Genomic DNA, 17397 nt, shown 5'->3' on the forward strand with positions numbered 1-17397 from the left:
TCAAAGAAAATCAATGTCCTGCTGGACAACCATCATAGGAGACAGAAATGATCAACCCGATGTCATTGGAAAATCAGGTAGTAATCGTCACCGGCGCCGGACAGGGGATCGGCCGCGGCGTGGCGGAACTGGCGGCCGATCTGGGTGCCAGGGTCGTCGTGAACGATCTCAACGAAGACGGCGTCAAGGAAACCGCCGAGAAAATCGGCGGCAATGCCCGCGCCCTCGTCGGGAACGTGGCCGACCCGGACTTTCCCGAGAAACTGGTGAAGTTCAGCCTTGACGAATTCGGGGACATCAACGGTCTGGTGAACAACGCCGGAATCGTGCGCGCCGCGATGATCCACAAGATGGACCGCGCCACATGGCAGCAGGTCATCGACGTCAATCTCACCGGTGTCTTCGCCTGCCTTCAGGCCGTGGGCACCTACTACAGGGATCAGGCCCAGAAGGACCCGGACAGCTCTGCACGCCGCGCCATCGTCAACGTCTCCTCCGATGCTGGCCGCCGCGGTACCATCGGGCAGATCAACTATGGCGCCGCCAAGTCCGGCGTGCTCGGCTTGACGATGAGCGCCGCGCGCGAATGGGGCCGCTACGGGATCAACGTCAACTCGGTCTGTTTCGGAATGGTCGAAACACCGATGACTGAAACGATCCGATCGGACAAGTTTGCCGACAAATACATGGCACAGATCCCGATGGGCCGTATGAGCACCCCTGAAGAAGTGGCGCAGCCGGTCTGTTTCCTGTTGTCCAACGCGGCATCCTACATCACCGGCCAGCACCTGAGCGTGAACGGCGGCTACCACATCGGGTTCTGAGGTGACAGGCATGGAAAAGGAACCGGGGCCCGACGCCGTCTTTGCCGCCAAGCTGGCCGAGGGCGTCTTCGAGATTCAGAAATGCGGCAGCTGCGGCACGCATGTCTTTCATCCGCGTGTGATCTGCCCAGCCTGCGGCAGCGCAAACCTTGAATGGGTTACGCCCTCGGGCAAGGCTACGGTCTATGCGCGGACAGTTGTGCGCCGAAAGCCCGAACGCGGCGGCGATTATAACGTGGTGCTGGTGGACCTCGAAGAAGGTGTTCGAATGATGTCGCGCGTGGACGGCGTCGCGCATGACGAAATTGCCGCCGGGCTGAAGGTGATCGCGTCGATCGGCGAAGGCGCGGACGGTCAATCCGCTGTCGTGTTCCGGCCCGAAGGAGGTGCAGGTTGAGTTTGCGGGGAAAAGCCGCCATTGTCGGAGCGGCGCTGGCCGGTTGTGGCGAGGCCCATGGCAAGAGCGCGATGGAGATCACCGTCGAAGCCGTACAGGGCGCGCTGGCCGATGCCGGGGTCTCGCTTTGCGACGTCGACGCCATCGCAACATGCCAGCCGCTGGACATGCTGTCGGGGCTGACGCTGGCGCAGGAACTGGGGCTGAACCCCAGGTTCGCCATGAACAACCGCATGGGCGGCTCGTCGTTTCTGTCGCACACGCTCTGGGCCGCGACGCTGCTGGAGTTGCGGCTCGCCGACACGGTGCTGATCGCCTACGGGTCGAACCAGCGCACCGCCTCGGGCAAGCTGATGACAGCGCTCGGCCTGCCAACCTACGAGGCCCCCTACCGGCCGATGTTCCCGCTGTCGTCCTACGCGCTTGCCGCGGACCGTCACATGACTCAGTTCGGCACCACGCGGGAACAACTGGCCGACGTGGCGGTGGCCGCCCGTGCCTGGGCGCAAAAGAACCCCGAAGCGTTCGTTCGCAACCCGCTGACGCGCGAGGATGTCATTGCCTCTCGGCGGGTCTCGGATCCGCTGCGGCTACGCGACTGCTGCCTTGTCACCGACGGTGGCGGCGCGCTGGTGATGCGGCGGGCCGAGACGGCGAAGGATCACCCCAGGCCACCGGTTTATCTGCTGGGGGGCGGCGAAGGCACCACCCACCGCGACATTTCCGAAATGCCGGACCTGACCGTGACCGGGGCCGTGCAATCGGGTGCGGCGGCCATGGAAATGGCCGGCGTGCGCCCGTCGGATATCGACGTGGTGGAGCTTTACGATGCCTTCACCATCAACGTGATCCTGTTCCTTGAGGATCTGGGCTTTTGCAGGAAAGGCGAGGGTGGCGCCTTCGTCGAAAGTGGCGGCATCGCGCCCGGCGGTCATCTGCCGGTCAACACCAACGGCGGCGGACTGTCCTGCGTGCATCCCGGCATGTACGGCATCTTCACGCTGGTCGAAGCGGTGCGGCAGCTGCGCGGCGAAGCCGGAGACCGCCAGATCGACAGCGCAGAGCTGGCCCTGGCCCACGGCAACGGCGGTGTCCTGTCCAGCCAGGTGACGAACATCCTGGGCACCGAAGCCACCCTCTGACCAGGCCATCGGGCAAGACGACAGCGGCCCTCCATACAGAGGGCCGCTTTGCGTTTCTGCCTGAGGTGACTCAGTTCGGGTAGGTATCCATGTCGATCTTGGAGTAGATTTCCTGGCGCAGAAGATCGGCAAAGGGCTTCGGATTGTCGCGGATCGGATGCAGCGGCTTCACCAGACCATGCCATTTCTCGATCAGCTCGCGGTAGGTCGCGATCAGCGGTTCGGGATCTTCGATGCCGCGCTCTTCGCGGGAGATGCGGGCAATCTCTTCAAGGTCAGCGGTGCGAAAATCAACCAGATCCTGAAGGAACTCGGGCGAAGGTTTGTGAACCGTCAGTCCAAGGTCAGCGGCCTCTTTCAGCACATCCAGATCATCGGTTTCGTAATTCACCTCGGTCTGCGCCACGGCGTCGGGGATATTCTTGGTGAATTGTGTCCGTTGCTCACTTGAGAGGGACTTCCAGAACTTCGGGCTGAGGGCAAAGATCGACCCGGAATGATAGGTGCCCAGCGGCAGCTCCGTCAGGTGCTTGGCAACTTCAATCAGGCTATGCCCCTTGAGCGCCCCGACCGGTTGCACCGCGGCGGTGACGACGCCGTGGCTCATCGTATCATACATCTCGCTCGTTGGCACGTTGACAGGCTCGGCCCCAAGGCGGGTTGCCCAGCGATCCCAGACCGAGCCGCCTGTGCGCAGCTTGACGCCCTGCATATCTTCGATGGTCACAATCGGCTGGGTCGTCAGCAACACGTAGGGCGCTGTGCTGATCCCGCTAAGGGCCACCATGCCGTTCTTGGCGAATTCGTCCTGGCACGGCTGGCAGTTAAGCATCACGAACTCGCTGGTCGCGCCGAGCATCGCGTAATGATCCTCGCCCAGAAGCGCCATATCGGCGACGAGCTGCGCATAGGGCATTTCCGAACGGAAATAGGTCAGCGCAAGCAGGCCCACATCGGCCACACCGTCGCGCAGACCGGACAACGTCGGCTTGGCACCGAGCAGCGCGCCACCGGTAAACTGCTTGAAGTCGAAGGCGTCGGGAAATTCGGCTTCTGTCATCTCGACAAAGGCGGCATGGCCGCGCGATGTCGCGTGATTGGGCGAGGTCCAGTTGCTTACCGTCACCCGTTTTTCGGCCAGGGCGGGCGTGGCCGAGAGTACGGCACCCGTCGCCAGTATTGTCAGGATTTTCGTCAGTCTCATGTGGTCTCCTCCTCTTTGTAAAAGTCCCGCTGTCGCGCGGGTTTCATCACGGCAGTTTCAACTTCCAAGCTCCGGCAGGAACATGATCAGTTCGGGGAACGCGACCATGATGATCAGGACCACCACATCGGCGGCCAGGAACCACATGACGCCTTTAAAAATTAGCGAAATCGGAACCGCGTCTCCGACGATTCCCTTTATCACGAAGACGTTGAGCCCCACCGGCGGCGTAATCAGCGCCATCTCGACCAGCTTGGTTGCAAGGACGCCGAACCAGATCAGGCTGATATGGTTAGCCTCAAAAATCGGCAGAAGAACGGGTAGCGTCAGCAGCAGGATGCCCAGCGGATCTAGGATCATGCCCAGCAGGCAAAAGAGCACCGCTGTGCCGAAAGCCAGCATTACATAGCTCACCCCCAGCTCGATCACCAAGTCTGACATCGCTTCGGGGATACCGCTGATTGCCAGAAACCGGGAAAACAGATTGGCACCAACCGCAATGATAAAAATCGCCGCTGTCATTTTTGCAGTGTCCATCAGCGCGATTTTCGAAACTTTCCAGTTCAAAGTGCCGCGCGCCGCCGCAATCACGAAGGACAAGGCCGCCCCGACAGCGCCAGCCTGTGTCGGTGTGAATATCCCGGTGAACAGACCGCCAAAAACACCCAGCACCAGCAAGATTACAGGCCATGTTTCGCTCAGAGCCTCCAGCCGTTCGGACCAGATGGCACTTTCGTCCAGTGGCGGCGCAAGTGCGGGGTTGATCCGCGCACGAATGATGATCACGGCCCAGTACCCCAGCATTGTCAGCACGCCCGGCACGATCGCAGCCAAAAACAGCTTGCTGATCGCGACCTCGGCAAAAACGCCGTAGATGATCAGAAGGATGCTCGGCGGGATGAGTGAGCCCATGGTGCCGGCCGCGGCAACCACGGCGGTACTCAGCCCGGGATCGTAGTCGCGCTTCAGCATTTCCGGCACCGCGATACGCCCCATCGCCGCGGCGCAGGCCAAGCTGGAACCCGCCGCGGCCGAAAACAGCGCTGCGCCGCCCACGCTGGCGACTGCCAGCCCCCCGGGCAGGAACGACAGCCAGACCCGGGCGGCCTTGAAGATCCCGCGCGTGATGTCGGTCTGGTAACAGACGTAGCCCATCAACAGAAACATCGGGATCGAACTCAGCGTCCAGTGCGCGGCGAAGTCATATGGCACGGCGGTTAGCAGGCCGAAGGCCGCGCCGCTGCCCAGCATGGCCCAGAACCCGAAGAAGGACACGATGCCCAAGGCCACCGCGATCGGAATGCGCAGCAAAACCAGCAGGATGACGGAAACGATGCCACAAAGGCCGATCTGAAAAAAGCTCACCGTCGTGCTCCTATTCGGACATGTCGTGATTGGGGCTGGCCATGAACGCATCAGTGAAGGGGCGTTGGATCAGCTTTGCCAGCAAAAGAAGAACCATCAGACCTGCGCCGATTGGCAGAAAGAAGCGGCCGGGCCAGACGATCACCGCCGCCATGCCCATGGATTTCTCCCCGACAAGGTATTTCTCGACAGCGTCTATCCAGGTTTGCCAGGTGAGCAGCCCGTAGAACACCGCAGACAGTGCCAAAGCCAGCATGTCCAAAGCGGTCCTCGCCCCTGTCGGGAGCATATCGTGGATCAGGTCGACCTTGATGTGCTCGTTGGTATATTCGACGAAGGGAAGCGGCAGAAAGACCAACCCGACCATGTAATAGTAGGACACGTAATCCACCGTTCCCGGCAGTGGCTCGGCGATGAACTGGCTCAGGATGACGTCGAGCGTGACATGGGCCATCATCAAGGCCGCCAGAGCCGTCGCGGCGTTGGTGATGATCCGCGACACCCATCCAAGTCGGGCAATTACTGATTCCATCGCTGTTTCTTTCCTGTCATGGTCAGGTCGCTGGCCCTACGGCTATGCCCCTTGAAATACCGGTTGTCTCTTGCTCAGGAAGGCGTCGATGCCTTCGGAGTGGTCTGCGCTCTTGATGATTTGTCCCTGGATGATGGCTTCGGTTTCAAGAAAGCTCTCAAGCGAAGGTTGCAGCGCGGCGCGCATCAGCCGCTTGGCTCCGGCCAGCGCAAAAGTCGGGCCTGCCGCTAGGTCTGCCGCATAGTCCGCCGCGGCGTCATCGAGCGCGTCGTCCGGATGCACCTGGCTCGCCAGCCCCAGACTCAGCGCCTCTTGCGCCGGCACCAGCCGGGCAGAGAAGGCAAGATCTGTCGCCCGCTGTCGCCCAATCAGATTCTGAAGAAAAAACGCCGCGCCGCCATCCGGGGCCAAGCCAATCTTGCGAAAGACCTGACCAAGTTTCGCTGTCTCGGAAAGCAGCAGGACGTCGCAGGCCAGGGCCATGCTCAGCCCGATCCCCACCGCGGGACCGCGCACCGCCGCCACCACCGGCTTTTCACAGTTGTAGATCGACAGGATCATCTGGTGCGCCCGGTGCAGACGCGCACGGTCGCCCCAGACATCGTCCTTGCCCATGGTCGAAATGTCCGCGCCCGCACAAAAGGCACGGCCCTCGGCTCTCAGCAGTACCGCCCGGATCTCGGGGTCGGTGTGGATCTGGCGGAAGCTCTCCATGAGCTCGACCCGCATTTCAAGGGTCAGCGCGTTCAGCTTGTCCGGCCGGTTCAGCGACACGACGGCCAGACCGCATTTGCGTTCAACTGTGATGTCACTTTCCATGACGGTCCCTCCCCTCAGCAATAATCTGTCAGTCGGCAAAGAGCGCCCGTGCGATCCCGTTCTTGTGGATCTGGGTCGTGCCTCCGGTGATCGTCAGCATCCGCACGTCCCGCACCATCCGCTCCAGCGGCAACGAGCCGAAATAACCGTAGCCGCCGAACATCTGCATCGCGTCGTGGGTCACGCGCTGTGCCATCTCGGTGGCCTGGACCTTGGCAATCGATGACAGGGTCGGATCGGGCTGGCCCCGGTCGATCAGCGACAGCGCGGTGTAGCACAGCGACCGGGCAGCCTCGATCTGCACTTTCATGTCCGACATCATCCACTGCAGGCCCTGCATGTCGGACAGCGCCTTGCCGAACTGGCGGCGCGTTTTCATGTAGTCGCAGGCCAGGTCGAACGCACCTTCGGCCACGCCAAGTGCCAGAACCCCCATGCCGACGCGGGTGCCGTTATAGACACCCAGCGGACGGACAAAGCCGCTAGAATTCTCGGCCAGACCCTCGGTCACGATGTTCTCCGCCGGCACTCGCACGTCGTCAAAGTGGATCTCGCATTCGTTGCAGCCGCGCGCCCCCATCTTCTGTTCGAGGATGTGCACCGTCACGCCGGGGCTGTCACGTTCGACCAGAACCGTGCCAATGCCCCGCGCCCCCTTGCTGTCGCAGAACCGCGCATAGACCAGAAGGTAATCGGCCCGGTCGCCGAAGGTGGTAAATATCTTGCCGCCGTTCAGCACAAAGTCATTGCCGTCCCGCCGCAACGAGGTCGTCACTGCCGTGGCGTCCGAGCCTGCCTCGGGCTCGGTCCAGGAAATCGCGCATTCGATCTCGCCCGCCGCGAAGCGCGGCAGGAAGGCGCGCTTCAGCTCTTCGCTGCCGCAGGTGGCGATGATCCGGGGCGAGACGTTCTGATCATGGACAATCAGCGCGGTGTTGAAATCCACCTTCGCCAGTTCCTCGATCACCAGATAGCAATCGACCAGCGAGGCATCCCCCCCCCCATATTCGCCGGGGATGGTCATGCCCAGATAGCCAAGTTCGCTCAGGCGATGGTGGTTTTCATCGGGATAGATGCCCTCCCGGTCCCAGCGCGCGGCCCGATCGCGAAATTCACTCAGCGCTAGCTTGCGCGCCGCGTCCTTCAGCGCGATCTGCTCCTCGGTCAGCATTGAAGGATGCATGCGCTCTACCCTCCCCGCCGTTGGTTGAAGCTGTGGCCATAGACCATGGCGGCAATTGTGTTGCGCAGGATCTCAACGGTGCCACCGCCAAGCGCGAAGCCGCGCGCGTCACGCACCATGCGTTCCAGCGGGTATTCACGCGTATAGCCATTGTGGCCGTGGATCTGCAGCGCCTCGTTCGTGACCCGTTGCGCCATTTCGTTGGAGTAGAGCTTGGCCATGGTTGCATCCATCGGGTCGGGAAAGCCGTTCGGCGCGGGGTTGGTGGCGGCGCGATAGACCATCAGCCGTGCCGCATGGATCTGTGTCGCCATGTCGGCGATCTTCCATTGGAGGCCCTGAAATTCTTTGATCGGGCGGCCAAACTGATGGCGGATCTCCGAATATTCCTTAGCCGCCTCGAAGGCGCCTTGCGCCAGCCCCACGCACATCGCCGCATTGCCCACACGCTCGGGGCCGAAACTGCTCATCAGCAGCGCGAAGGAGCGCGAGCTTTCGGGATCGCCCTCAACCAGCACGTCCTCGGGACCGGCCTTGTAATTTTCAAGGATGATCTCGGCCTCGGTCAGACCCCGACCGCCCATTTTCCGTGATATGTGGCCGATCCGCGCGCCGGGTTTCTTCAAATCGACGACGAAGGCGCCAATCCCCTTTGCCCCGCTAGCCTTGCCGAAACGACAAAAGACCAGCGCGTAATCGGCCACATGCGCGCCGGTGGACCAGCACTTGTTGCCGTTCAGCACCCAGCCGTCGCCATCCTTGGTGGCCGTGGTGCGCAGATCGGTGACCGCGGACCCCGCCTCGGGTTCACTGATGGCGATGGCGATGAATTTCCTGCCCGCCGCCATGTCCGGCAGAAACCGCTCTTTCTGTTCATCGTTGCCCAGAATGCTGATCGCCCGCGACGGACCGTTCAGGTAAAGCTGCGAGACCAGCGCGGTGTTGAAACAGACCCGCGCCATTTCCTCCAGAAAGACGGTGCCCTGCACCACCGGCGCGCCGGAGCCGCCGTATTCCTCGGGGATGAACATGCCCAGATAGCCAAGCTCGGCCAGCTTGTCGCGGTTGGCGGCGGGAAATTCCTCTTTGTCGTCCCAATAGGCGGCCTTTGGGGCGAATTCCCGTTCGGCCAGCTTGCGGGCCTCCGAGCGAAAATCTTCCAGTTCCGGATCGAGCTTGAACATGTCAGTTTTTGTCCTCTGAGCGCGTGGAAAGCCCGGATTGGCGCAATGCGCCCAATACGCGTGCCGTATCGGCACCCGCTGCCGGGGCGGGTATGGGGGGCACGCGGTTATGACGTGCAAATTGCATTGGCAGCCCTGGAACAGGGACCGTGCCCAGATCTGGATGCGGAAGGTCATGGATCATGCCGCGTGCGCGCATGTCTTCGTCCGACACTACTTCAGCGAGCGTGCGCACCGCAGCGCCCGGCACATGTGCGCTGTTCAGGGCCGCGAAAATCTCGGCGCGGGTATGACGTGAGGTCCACGCTGTCACCCAGCCATCGACTCGGGCACGTTGCGCGCAGCGCGCGGGCCCTTCGGCAAGCTCGGCATCTTCGGCCAGATCAGGGCGGCCCATGGCACGGGTCAGGTGCTGCCAGTGGCGATCGTTCAGGCACATAATAGCCACCTGTCCGTCTTGCGCCGGAAACAGGTCGTAGGGTGCGACCTTGAGCACGGCCTGACTGTTGCCGGCCCGGTCAGCGAACCCGTCGGGCGCCAGCAAAAAGCTTGCGATATTCGATGCCAGCGCGTGGTGTGTGACGTCCTGCATTGCGATTTGGACAAAGTCCCCGCGCCCTGTCGTGCCGCGCGCATGCAAGGCTGCCATAATGCCACCAAAAAGGTGGATACCGCCAAGAAAATCGGCGATCGCTGCACCGCATTTCACCGGTGGACCATCTGGAAACCCGGTCACCGACATCAGCCCTGTCAGCGCCTGAATGGGGAAATCCATTGCCGGTGCATCGCGGTAAACGGAATCGGCGGCGTAGCCCTTGCCCGACCCCATGACCAAGCGCGGATTGCGAGCCGAGAGCGTCTCCCACCCGATACCCAGTTTTTCCATCGTACCAGGCCGGGAATTCTCGATCAACACGTCGGCGTTATCCGCCAGCGCCAGCAGCGCGGAGCGCCCTTCCTCCGACTGGAGATCAAGCACCACGCTTTGTTTGCTGGAATTCAGCATCATCGCCGCCGGGTTTTCGCGCCCGCCCGCGATGCCGCGAATGGTGTCACCGCCGGGCGGCTCAACCTTGATGACCTCGGCGCCCATGAGAGCGAACATCAGCCCGCAATAGGGCCCGAGATAAACCTGACCCAGATCCACCACTTTGAGCCCAGTCAGGGGGCCACCCGCTGCCGCCGCGGTCATGTGCCGCTAAAGCACGGTTTGCGCTTTTCCCTGAAGGCAGCCACGGCTTCGCGATGATCCTCGGTCTGCATGATAAAGGCCTCGGCGGTGGCCTCGATCTCAAGATAGGTGGCAAAGTCGCAATCCATGCCGCGGTTCAGCATCGCCTTGCCCAGCCCGAAAGCACGGGTCGGCCCGTCGGCCAGACGCGTGGCAAGTGCAATGGCTTCCGCCTCCAGCGCGTCTTCGTCGTGAATTGCATGGACTATCCCCAGATCGCGCGCCTCCTGCGCGCCGATCACCTGGGCGGTCATGAACATGGCCTTGGCGCGCTGCGTGCCAACCACCCGCGACAGCAGGTAAAGCCCGCCTCCATCGGGCACGATCGCCACCCGCGCATAGGCCTGGCAGAACTGGGCCGAGGGTGCGGCGAGGATCACATCGGCCAGAAGCGCGATATTGAACCCCACACCAAATGCAGGCCCCGCAACCGCCGCAATCACCGGCTTTTCAAGATCATAGAGCATCCGGGTGACGCGGTGTTGTTGCTTCATGCGGTCGCGCATTGCGGTTGGCGACGCGCCTGCAAAGGTGTTGATGTCACCGCCCGCGCAAAATGCGCCACCGGTTCCGGCGATTAGCAGCGCGCGGACACGGTCGTCATCGCGCACTTCCGTGACGATGCGCTCCATCTCCTTGCGCGCGGCCTGGTCGAGCGCATTCTTCTTCGCGGGGAAGTCGAACGTCATCCGACCGACACCCTCTGAGCATTTGTACAGCAGGGTCACCGCTTCCTCCTCCCGGAAATGGATCTCTTGGGAACACGCTAGAGGCGGGTTGTGCCAACAAGCTATAGGTCAGCGCCGGAAAACAGATTTGTGTTAAATAGATGCCGCCCGTTTTTTCCGTTGCGGTCTCAAGGCCGCGGTGTTTCGGTCTGGCCAGAGATGCGCTGACGGCGGCTCCGCGCAACGTCCTGATGAAACAGCAAAGAGACCGAAACCATGTATTCCGAAACTCTTCTCGGCCATCTGCGCCTGCCCGTGATCTGCTCGCCAATGTTCCTGGTATCCGGTCCCGACCTTGTCATCGCCCAGTGCAAAGCCGGCGTGATCGGCAGTTTTCCCGCCTTGAACGCACGCGAAAAAGACGGCGAGCCCCCCCTGCTTGAAGCCTGGCTCAAACGCATCACCGAAGAGCTCGATGCACATAATCAGGCCAATCCCGACCGGCCCGCCGCGCCCTTTGCGGTCAACCAGATCGTGCACCGCTCGAATGATCGGGTCGAACGCGACGTCGAGATATGTGCCCGTTGGAAGGTGCCAGTCTGGATCACTTCGATGGGTGCACGCGAAGACGTGAACCAGGCGGCACATGATTGCGGCGGCATCGTGCTGCATGACGTGATCAACAACAAATACGCCCGGAAAGCGATCGATAAGGGCGCCGACGGCCTGATCGCGGTCTGCGCGGGCGCCGGCGGCCACGCCGGGGCCTTGTCACCCTTTGCGCTGGTTCAGGAAATCCGGGCATGGTTCGACGGTCCGCTGGCGCTGTCGGGTTCTATCGCCACCGGACAGGCTATATTAGCGGCGCAGGTCATGGGCGCCGATTTCGGATATATCGGATCGCCCTTCATCGCTACGACCGAGGCTGTCGCTTCGGAGGAGTACAAGCAGATGATCGTCGACAGCTGTGCGGACGATATCGTCTACACCAATCATTTCAGCGGCGTGAACGCGAATTACCTGAAGCCGTCAGTCCGGGCGGTCGGCCTCGACCCGGACAACCTGACCGGCGTCGGCAACAAGCTCAATCTGTCGACGGGCGACATTCGGCCCAAGGCCTGGCGTGACATCTGGGGCAGTGGTCAGGGGATCGGTGCGGTCGGCGCGGTGACGACGACAGCGGACTATGTTGACCGTCTCGTCCGAGAATACCATGCCGCCAAAGATGCGCTCTGCGCCTGACGAAAAAGGGCGGCAAGTTGCCCAGCCGCCCATCTGATCCTGCCACTATCGCAGATGCCTGAGGAGCGATCTCAGCGGTCTTTTTGGTTGATGATCAGTTCTGCATTCTCGGGCAGTTCCGCAACAATGCTCACCGCGTCGGCACGGATCCTGGCATGCAATTTAAAGGCCTCAGCTGCGGCCGCTTCCGCAGCTGAGGCGTCGGCGCCGTCTTCCAGCACAAGCGAAAGCCGGATCATGTCACGGTCACTTTCGCGTGTCACCACGGCCTGCGCGGCTTTTGCGCCAGGCGTACCGATGACAACTTCTTCAACCACGCGCGGATAAACGAAAATCTCGCGCACTTTGACCGCTGCGCCGACCCTGCCCTGCAGCGCTGAAATCCGGCTGACGGTGCCATCCGCGTTGCTCTCAAGCGCCAAGGCACTGTCGCCGGTGCCGAACCGGATCATCGGCCACGTAGCATCGCGCGCGGTCACGACAACCTCGCCTGGTTCACCATGGGCGACCTGTTCCCCGCTGACCGGATCGCAGATCTGCACCACGCGGTCGGGATGAACCAGATAGCCGTCGCCGCCATCCTCATAGGCGACAAGGCCCAGATCGGCTGTGGCATAGGCGGCCCAGGTCGACACGCCGTAATCGGCCTCGATCCGGCGGCGTTTGGCCATCCAGTCGCCCATTTCCCCGCCCAGAAAGGCGGTTTTCACCTTCCATGCGTCGCGGCCATAGGTTTCGATCACCTTGTCCGCCAGCGTCAGGAAAAACGCAGTCGAAGCACAGATCGAAGTCACGCCGGTTTCGACGATGATTTGTGCCTGAAGCTCGGTGTTGCCGACGCCGCCCGGGATCACAGTGGCGCCTGCGGCCTGTGCCGCTTCGTCGAACAGCAGGCCAGCCGGTACCAGATGATACATCCAGGTGTTCAGGATGATATCTCCCGGCCCCACGCCTGCGGCCTTGAACAGAAGGTCAAGGCCGTGGCCGCCACCGCCCGAAAGGGCTGGTTCGAAAATCGGGCCGGGGGACACGTAGATTCGCCCGATATCCTTTAAATCCGAGGCGAGGAACCCGCCAAAAGGCGGGTTCTCGCGCTGAATTTTCAGAAGCTCTTCCTTCTTCATCACTGGAAGGCGCGAAAGGTCCGCCACCGATGTGACGGCTGCCGGATCGAATCCGGCAGCCGTGAATCGCGATTTCAGACCAGGAGCCTTTTCGGCCGCAGCGGCATAGGCTTGCGCTATATCTCGGTAGATATCATCAGACATTTCCATGCCTCCTCGTCCAATCGGGCGTTAAAGCGGGCAGTCCTTACGGAAGTTCGGCGTGCGCTTCTCGCGGTGCGACAACACACCCTCCTTGACGTCCTCGCTCATGAAGCCAAGCATCTCCAGCGCGGTCGACGCATCAAAGATCGGCCCGGCCTGGCGCAGCCAGTTGTTCAGCGAATACTTGGTCCAGCGAATCGCGCTTTGCGAGCCGTTGGCTAGTTCGACGGCTGTATCCAGCGCGATCTGCTGCAGCTCGTCATCCTCGACGCACATTGATACCAGACCGATACGCTCGGCCTCTTCGCCCGACACCGGCTTGCAGGTCATCAGATAGTATTTCGCCTTGGCCATCGAGGTCAGCAGCGGCCAGATAATCGCCGCGACGTCACCGGCGGCAACACCAAGGCGGGGATGACCATCGACAATCTTGGCCCGTTTTCCGGCGATCGAGATGTCGGCCAGGATGGCAACCACAAGGCCCGCGCCGGCCGCAGGGCCATTGATCGCGGAAATGATCGGCTTGTTGCAGTTGATGATGTTGTAGACGAGATCCTTGGCTTCTTTCCACGTCTTCATGATCTCGTGCGAGTCCCCGATCATCTTTTCAATCAGGCTGAAATCGCCACCGGCGGAAAACGCCTTGCCCGCACCGGTCACGATAACCGAATTGATGTCTGGGTCACGGTCGATATCGATCCACATGTCCGTCATCTGGGTGTGAGTTTCGGCATCGACCGAGTTAAACGTCTCGGGCCGGTCGAACGTGATGCGCAGCACGCGATCCGCCGGGTAGTCAAATTTCAGTTTATCGTATTTTGCATAACGATCCGACATAGTTCTATTTCCTCCGTGGGGTATTGAGTCAGCCAGGCAGTCCCAGGACGGCCTTGGACAGGATGTTTCTTTGGATTTCGTTCGATCCACCGTAGATCGTGGTAGGTCTGGCCTTGTAGAAACTCGCCAGAACATCGACACTTACGTTGCCGACTTGGAGCGGCCCGATGGAGCCGCCATCGGGTCCGGCTGCTTCGATCATCAGCTCGGTGATGCGCTGGAAGCATTCAGTCACCCAAATCTTCAGCATGGAGACATCCGCACCCAGCGTCTCGCCACGTTTGAGCTGATCTGCAAAACGGGCATAAAGCGCGGCATGATCTTCCACATCCAGTGCCGCCTGGGCAAATCGATCGCGAAACACCGGATCATCAAACGCGCCACGGCCCCGTGCAAAGCTTTCCAATTGCCCCAGTGCGTTCTGGGCCAGGCTTGGCGAACCGATGAAGATGCGCTCGAAGCTCAGGAGAGCCTTGGCCATCGTCCAACCCTTGTTCAGCTCGCCCACAAGGTTCTCGCGGGGCGTCCGGGCATCGTCAAAGAAGACCTCACAAAACTCAGTTTCACCCGAGAGGGTCTTGATCGTGCGAACATCGACTCCGGGCTGATCCATCGGAGCAAGCAGGAAACTGATGCCCTGTTGTTTCTTGGGTGCATCCGGATCGGTGCGCACCAGCATGAAAATGTGCGTAGCGTCATGCGCCATCGTGGTCCAGATCTTCTGTCCGTTGATGACAAAGTCGTCCCCGTCAATTTCTGCACGCGTGCGCAGGTTCGCCAGATCGGACCCAGCGCCCGGCTCTGAGTAGCCTTGGCACCAGATGTCATCGCAACTCAGGATACGCGGCAGCCAGTAATCTTTTTGGTCCTGGGTGCCGAACTTGATGATCAGAGGGCCGACCATCTGCACGCCCATATCGCGGCCACGATTGACGCCCCAGCGTTGCTGCTCTTCGTAGAAAATCAGCAGCTTGGCGGCGTTCAGGCCCATGCCACCATATTCTGTGGGCCATGCTGGCGCGACCCAGCCCTTCGCGTGCAGCTTGCGGTGCCAGTGTTCGATCTCGGCGAACTTTGGACGGTGCGGCAGATGGCGCAGCTCTTCGGGGTATTCGGCCTCGAAGAACTGGCGCACCTCCTTGCGGAACTCTGCATCGGTCATTGCGTTCCAGTCGGTCATTGTGCGGCCCCCTCTGCTTCGCGTGCCTCGAACCATATCCGCCTGTGATAGGCATCGTCGCCCAACCAGGCCGACAGCACCAACGCCCGGTTCAGATAGAGCCCGATATCGAATTCGTCGGTATAGCCGACCGCGCCATGAAGCTGGATCGCATCACGAGTGATTTTTTTGGCCGCGGTCACCGCACGTGACTTGGCCCGGCTGGCCAACCGGGCGCGGATCTTCGGATCCGTTTCGCCGTCCATCTGCGCCAGAGCTTCGCCGACGCCTGCCTGCGCGACCTCGCACATCACGTGAAGGTCGACAGCACGGTGCTGGATGACCTGGAATGACCCGATCGGCTTGTCGAACTGCTCCCGCGTCTTGATGTAATCGAGCGTGATCTCGAAGGCGCGCTCGCTCAGGCCGACAAGCTCGGCGGCGGCAAGCGCCGTTGCATCGACGACAGCCTCGGCCAGCGCGTCCTGAACCGCTCTTCCGCTGGCCAGTTCGGCGGCCGGGGTTCCCGAAAACGAAAGCTCGCCCAAGGAACTGCCATCGGCTTGCGCACGCTTGTTGATGACGAACCCGTCCGCGTTTGCCTCGACCAATACCAGAACCTGACCATCGTCTCCCTGGGTCACAACAAGGAACCCTTGCGATCCGGCCGCGCCGGCCACCCAAGCCTTGGCGCCGGTCAGCTTTCCGTCTGCGTATCGGCAGGTCGCATCGGCGGGCGCTCCGCCCGGGCCGCGTTCCTGCCAGGCAACCGCCAGCACAGTTTCGCCGCTGATGAGTTGTGGCACCTTCGGATGATCCGGGCAAAGGCGGCGCAGAAGACCGAGGCTCAGACCGATCGTCAACACGACCGGTTCCGGGGCAATCACGCGACCGACCTCTTCGGCGATGATGCCGGCAGCGGCCAGGCCCATGCCAAGCCCGCCCTGATCTTCGGGCACCGCCACCCCGAAAACGCCGGCCTCGGCGAGTTCCCGGACCATCTCCGCATCGAAACCGCCCCCGGCATCACGAAGTTTTCGGGCTCTGTCACTTCCGCCCGCCCGTTCAAACAACGTGCGCGCGCTCTCGCGCAACAGGCGAAGGTCTTCTTGTTCGCTGGAAAGGATATCAGTCTGTGTCATTTTGTTTTCGCTGGATCATCACGGGGGTGTCGGTCGAAAAAACGACCTCGCCCGCAGGGTTTTTGGCGCTGAGCGTATAGTGCAAAACACCTCTGTCGGGCTTGCTTTTTGACGGCGTGACCGCGTTGACCGTCAGTTCGACATCAAGGGGTTCGTTCGGGCGCACCGGCCGCAGCCAGCGCAGATTGTCAAAGCCCATGCCACCGATATTGGCGACATCGACCATCATTTCAGACATGACCGGCCTAAACACTTCCAGCATCGTCTGAAAGCCCGAGGCGATCAGGCTGCCATGTATGGCGGTTGCATAGTTTTCGTCGGTGTGCAGCCGCTGCGGATCCCATTCCTCGGCAAACGCCTTTATCGAACCCGCGCTCATCGGAGCGCTGCGAAAGCGATAGACCTGGCCCGGCGAGAAGTCTTCCAGATACCTCAAGAGGCACCCTCCTTTGCGAAACCGTCATCGTATCCGCTCGCATCCTTGGATATCCGGATGCGGTTGAATTCTTCCAGCTTCGGATAGGTTTCCTTGAACGCCACCAGGAACTCACCCATCGGCGCGTCGAAATAGAGACCACGGTCGTTCACATATTCCATGTGTCGGTGATTCTGTTCGTCGAACTCATGAAAGAGCGCGTCGTGATAGCCGTCGAAGACCAGGGGTTTGACCCCGAATCTTTCACACAGTTCCATGTTGAATGCAGGTGTCACCTTGTAGGCCTCATTCCCCAACCACAGTTGAACGTAGCCGTGGTAGATAAAGAGATCGGTCCCCATCAACTCCTGCAACTTGGGTGTATTCAGGTGGTTGCGCACATCCGCGAACCCCAGTGCGGCTGGGATACCCACAGCACGCAGACAAGCCGCCAGCAGAATTGCCTTGGGAACGCAAAACGCCGCTTCCGCCCCAGCGATACGGCTGGCACGGTAAGAGTCCTCATCCAGCGCGAAACAATAGGGATCATAGCGAATATCGTCGCGCACCGCTTCGAACAGGCGGACCGCCTTGTCTCGATTGGTTGCGTCCAAAGGAAGATCACGCAAAGCCGATGTCACGAAACCCTGCACTTCCAAGCTATCGCTTTCCACAAAGCGCGATGGCATGACATAACGCTCAGCATCAGTCGGCAGGTCATCGTCAGACTTGTCCATTGGCCCCTCCCTTTTTCTAACAAGTGTTAGATTACCGATTCAAAACCT

18 protein-coding genes are annotated in these 17397 nt (G+C 61.2%); 4 read left to right on the forward strand and 14 right to left on the reverse strand.

Annotated elements, in window-relative coordinates; genetic code table 11:
• Positions 1 to 47: 47 nt before the first annotated feature.
• From ATO3_RS23855 to ATO3_RS23865, 3 genes are read left to right on the forward strand one after another with little or no spacing between them, the layout of a single operon-like run.
• Positions 48 to 824, forward strand: a complete 777-nt coding sequence (locus ATO3_RS23855) for an SDR family NAD(P)-dependent oxidoreductase (protein WP_088652400.1) — start codon at positions 48 to 50, stop codon at positions 822 to 824.
• A gap of 10 nt (positions 825 to 834) precedes the next feature.
• A complete protein-coding gene (locus ATO3_RS23860; protein WP_233152297.1) occupies positions 835 to 1221 on the forward strand; it encodes a Zn-ribbon domain-containing OB-fold protein in 387 nt (128 codons plus the stop codon).
• Entirely contained in the window at positions 1218 to 2363 is a 1146-nt protein-coding gene (locus tag ATO3_RS23865; RefSeq protein WP_088652402.1) for a thiolase, read from the forward strand. Before ATO3_RS23860 ends, ATO3_RS23865 begins: the two co-directional genes overlap by 4 nt.
• A gap of 70 nt (positions 2364 to 2433) precedes the next feature.
• Here ATO3_RS23865 and ATO3_RS23870 read toward each other — a convergent pair whose 3' ends face one another.
• Genes ATO3_RS23870 through ATO3_RS23905 form a run of 8 tightly spaced genes read right to left on the reverse strand, consistent with a single transcriptional unit; the run spans position 2434 to position 10609 of the window.
• Complete coding sequence (locus ATO3_RS23870) at positions 2434 to 3567, reverse strand: C4-dicarboxylate TRAP transporter substrate-binding protein (RefSeq protein WP_088652403.1); 1134 nt, start codon at positions 3565 to 3567, stop codon at positions 2434 to 2436.
• A 57-nt stretch (positions 3568 to 3624) separates the two neighbouring features.
• Positions 3625 to 4932 (reverse strand): TRAP transporter large permease, encoded by a 1308-nt coding sequence (locus tag ATO3_RS23875; protein WP_088652404.1) that lies wholly within the window; start codon positions 4930 to 4932, stop codon positions 3625 to 3627.
• A gap of 10 nt (positions 4933 to 4942) precedes the next feature.
• Positions 4943 to 5464, reverse strand: coding sequence for a TRAP transporter small permease subunit (locus ATO3_RS23880; protein ID WP_088652405.1), 522 nt, complete (start codon positions 5462 to 5464; stop codon positions 4943 to 4945).
• Between the two features lie 42 nt (positions 5465 to 5506).
• Positions 5507 to 6283: an enoyl-CoA hydratase/isomerase family protein gene (locus tag ATO3_RS23885; RefSeq protein WP_088652406.1), complete on the reverse strand. Its 777-nt coding sequence runs from the start codon at positions 6281 to 6283 to the stop codon at positions 5507 to 5509.
• Between the two features lie 28 nt (positions 6284 to 6311).
• Positions 6312 to 7466, reverse strand: coding sequence for an acyl-CoA dehydrogenase family protein (locus ATO3_RS23890; RefSeq protein WP_088652407.1), 1155 nt, complete (start codon positions 7464 to 7466; stop codon positions 6312 to 6314).
• Between the two features lie 5 nt (positions 7467 to 7471).
• A complete protein-coding gene (locus ATO3_RS23895) occupies positions 7472 to 8650 on the reverse strand; it encodes an acyl-CoA dehydrogenase family protein (protein ID WP_088652408.1) in 1179 nt (392 codons plus the stop codon).
• Position 8651: 1 nt separating this feature from the next.
• Positions 8652 to 9842 carry a CaiB/BaiF CoA transferase family protein gene (locus tag ATO3_RS23900; protein WP_088652409.1) on the reverse strand — a complete coding sequence of 397 codons (1191 nt, stop codon included), beginning with the start codon at positions 9840 to 9842 and terminating at the stop codon, positions 8652 to 8654.
• Positions 9839 to 10609: an enoyl-CoA hydratase/isomerase family protein gene (locus ATO3_RS23905; protein ID WP_233152298.1), complete on the reverse strand. Its 771-nt coding sequence runs from the start codon at positions 10607 to 10609 to the stop codon at positions 9839 to 9841. Before ATO3_RS23905 ends, ATO3_RS23900 begins: the two co-directional genes overlap by 4 nt.
• 216 nt (positions 10610 to 10825) lie before the next feature.
• On the opposite strand from ATO3_RS23905, the gene ATO3_RS23910 reads away from it, so the two are divergent.
• Entirely contained in the window at positions 10826 to 11791 is a 966-nt protein-coding gene (locus ATO3_RS23910; protein WP_088652411.1) for an NAD(P)H-dependent flavin oxidoreductase, read from the forward strand.
• 71 nt (positions 11792 to 11862) lie between these two features.
• Here ATO3_RS23910 and ATO3_RS23915 read toward each other — a convergent pair whose 3' ends face one another.
• The 6 genes from ATO3_RS23915 to ATO3_RS23940 are packed head-to-tail and all read right to left on the reverse strand — an operon-like array spanning position 11863 to position 17349.
• Complete coding sequence (locus ATO3_RS23915; protein WP_233152299.1) at positions 11863 to 13059, reverse strand: phenylacetate--CoA ligase family protein; 1197 nt, start codon at positions 13057 to 13059, stop codon at positions 11863 to 11865.
• Positions 13060 to 13086: 27 nt separating this feature from the next.
• The gene (locus tag ATO3_RS23920; protein WP_088652413.1) at positions 13087 to 13896 is read right to left on the reverse strand and encodes an enoyl-CoA hydratase/isomerase family protein; all 810 of its coding nucleotides are present in this window, start codon (positions 13894 to 13896) and stop codon (positions 13087 to 13089) included.
• Positions 13897 to 13924: 28 nt separating this feature from the next.
• Positions 13925 to 15076, reverse strand: a complete 1152-nt coding sequence (locus ATO3_RS23925; RefSeq protein WP_088652414.1) for an acyl-CoA dehydrogenase family protein — start codon at positions 15074 to 15076, stop codon at positions 13925 to 13927.
• A complete protein-coding gene (locus tag ATO3_RS23930) occupies positions 15073 to 16197 on the reverse strand; it encodes an acyl-CoA dehydrogenase family protein (protein WP_088652415.1) in 1125 nt (374 codons plus the stop codon). Before ATO3_RS23930 ends, ATO3_RS23925 begins: the two co-directional genes overlap by 4 nt.
• Positions 16184 to 16633, reverse strand: coding sequence for a MaoC family dehydratase (locus ATO3_RS23935; protein WP_088652416.1), 450 nt, complete (start codon positions 16631 to 16633; stop codon positions 16184 to 16186). Before ATO3_RS23935 ends, ATO3_RS23930 begins: the two co-directional genes overlap by 14 nt.
• The gene (locus tag ATO3_RS23940; RefSeq protein ID WP_088652417.1) at positions 16630 to 17349 is read right to left on the reverse strand and encodes a transglutaminase-like domain-containing protein; all 720 of its coding nucleotides are present in this window, start codon (positions 17347 to 17349) and stop codon (positions 16630 to 16632) included. The genes ATO3_RS23935 and ATO3_RS23940 overlap by 4 nt, the downstream gene beginning before the upstream one ends.
• Positions 17350 to 17397: the final 48 nt, after the last annotated feature.

Source organism: Marinibacterium profundimaris, assembly GCF_002210095.1.
In the GTDB taxonomy this organism is placed as follows: domain Bacteria; phylum Pseudomonadota; class Alphaproteobacteria; order Rhodobacterales; family Rhodobacteraceae; genus Marinibacterium; species Marinibacterium profundimaris.

What these genes read in the sequence shown, in the direction of transcription:
- ATO3_RS23940 (WP_088652417.1), bottom strand. Translation starts at nt 17,349, where the DNA reads ATGGACAAGTCTGACGATGACCTGCCGACTGATGCTGAGCGTTATGTC.
- ATO3_RS23910 (WP_088652411.1), top strand. Translation starts at nt 10,826, where the DNA reads ATGTATTCCGAAACTCTTCTCGGCCATCTGCGCCTGCCCGTGATCTGC.
- ATO3_RS23920 (WP_088652413.1), bottom strand. Translation starts at nt 13,896, where the DNA reads ATGTCGGATCGTTATGCAAAATACGATAAACTGAAATTTGACTACCCG.
- ATO3_RS23890 (WP_088652407.1), bottom strand. Translation starts at nt 7,466, where the DNA reads ATGCATCCTTCAATGCTGACCGAGGAGCAGATCGCGCTGAAGGACGCG.
- ATO3_RS23930 (WP_088652415.1), bottom strand. Translation starts at nt 16,197, where the DNA reads ATGACACAGACTGATATCCTTTCCAGCGAACAAGAAGACCTTCGCCTG.
- ATO3_RS23880 (WP_088652405.1), bottom strand. Translation starts at nt 5,464, where the DNA reads ATGGAATCAGTAATTGCCCGACTTGGATGGGTGTCGCGGATCATCACC.
- ATO3_RS23915 (WP_233152299.1), bottom strand. Translation starts at nt 13,059, where the DNA reads ATGTCTGATGATATCTACCGAGATATAGCGCAAGCCTATGCCGCTGCG.
- ATO3_RS23925 (WP_088652414.1), bottom strand. Translation starts at nt 15,076, where the DNA reads ATGACCGACTGGAACGCAATGACCGATGCAGAGTTCCGCAAGGAGGTG.
- ATO3_RS23900 (WP_088652409.1), bottom strand. Translation starts at nt 9,842, where the DNA reads ATGACCGCGGCGGCAGCGGGTGGCCCCCTGACTGGGCTCAAAGTGGTG.
- ATO3_RS23895 (WP_088652408.1), bottom strand. Translation starts at nt 8,650, where the DNA reads ATGTTCAAGCTCGATCCGGAACTGGAAGATTTTCGCTCGGAGGCCCGC.
- ATO3_RS23855 (WP_088652400.1), top strand. Translation starts at nt 48, where the DNA reads ATGATCAACCCGATGTCATTGGAAAATCAGGTAGTAATCGTCACCGGC.
- ATO3_RS23885 (WP_088652406.1), bottom strand. Translation starts at nt 6,283, where the DNA reads ATGGAAAGTGACATCACAGTTGAACGCAAATGCGGTCTGGCCGTCGTG.
- ATO3_RS23860 (WP_233152297.1), top strand. Translation starts at nt 835, where the DNA reads ATGGAAAAGGAACCGGGGCCCGACGCCGTCTTTGCCGCCAAGCTGGCC.
- ATO3_RS23870 (WP_088652403.1), bottom strand. Translation starts at nt 3,567, where the DNA reads ATGAGACTGACGAAAATCCTGACAATACTGGCGACGGGTGCCGTACTC.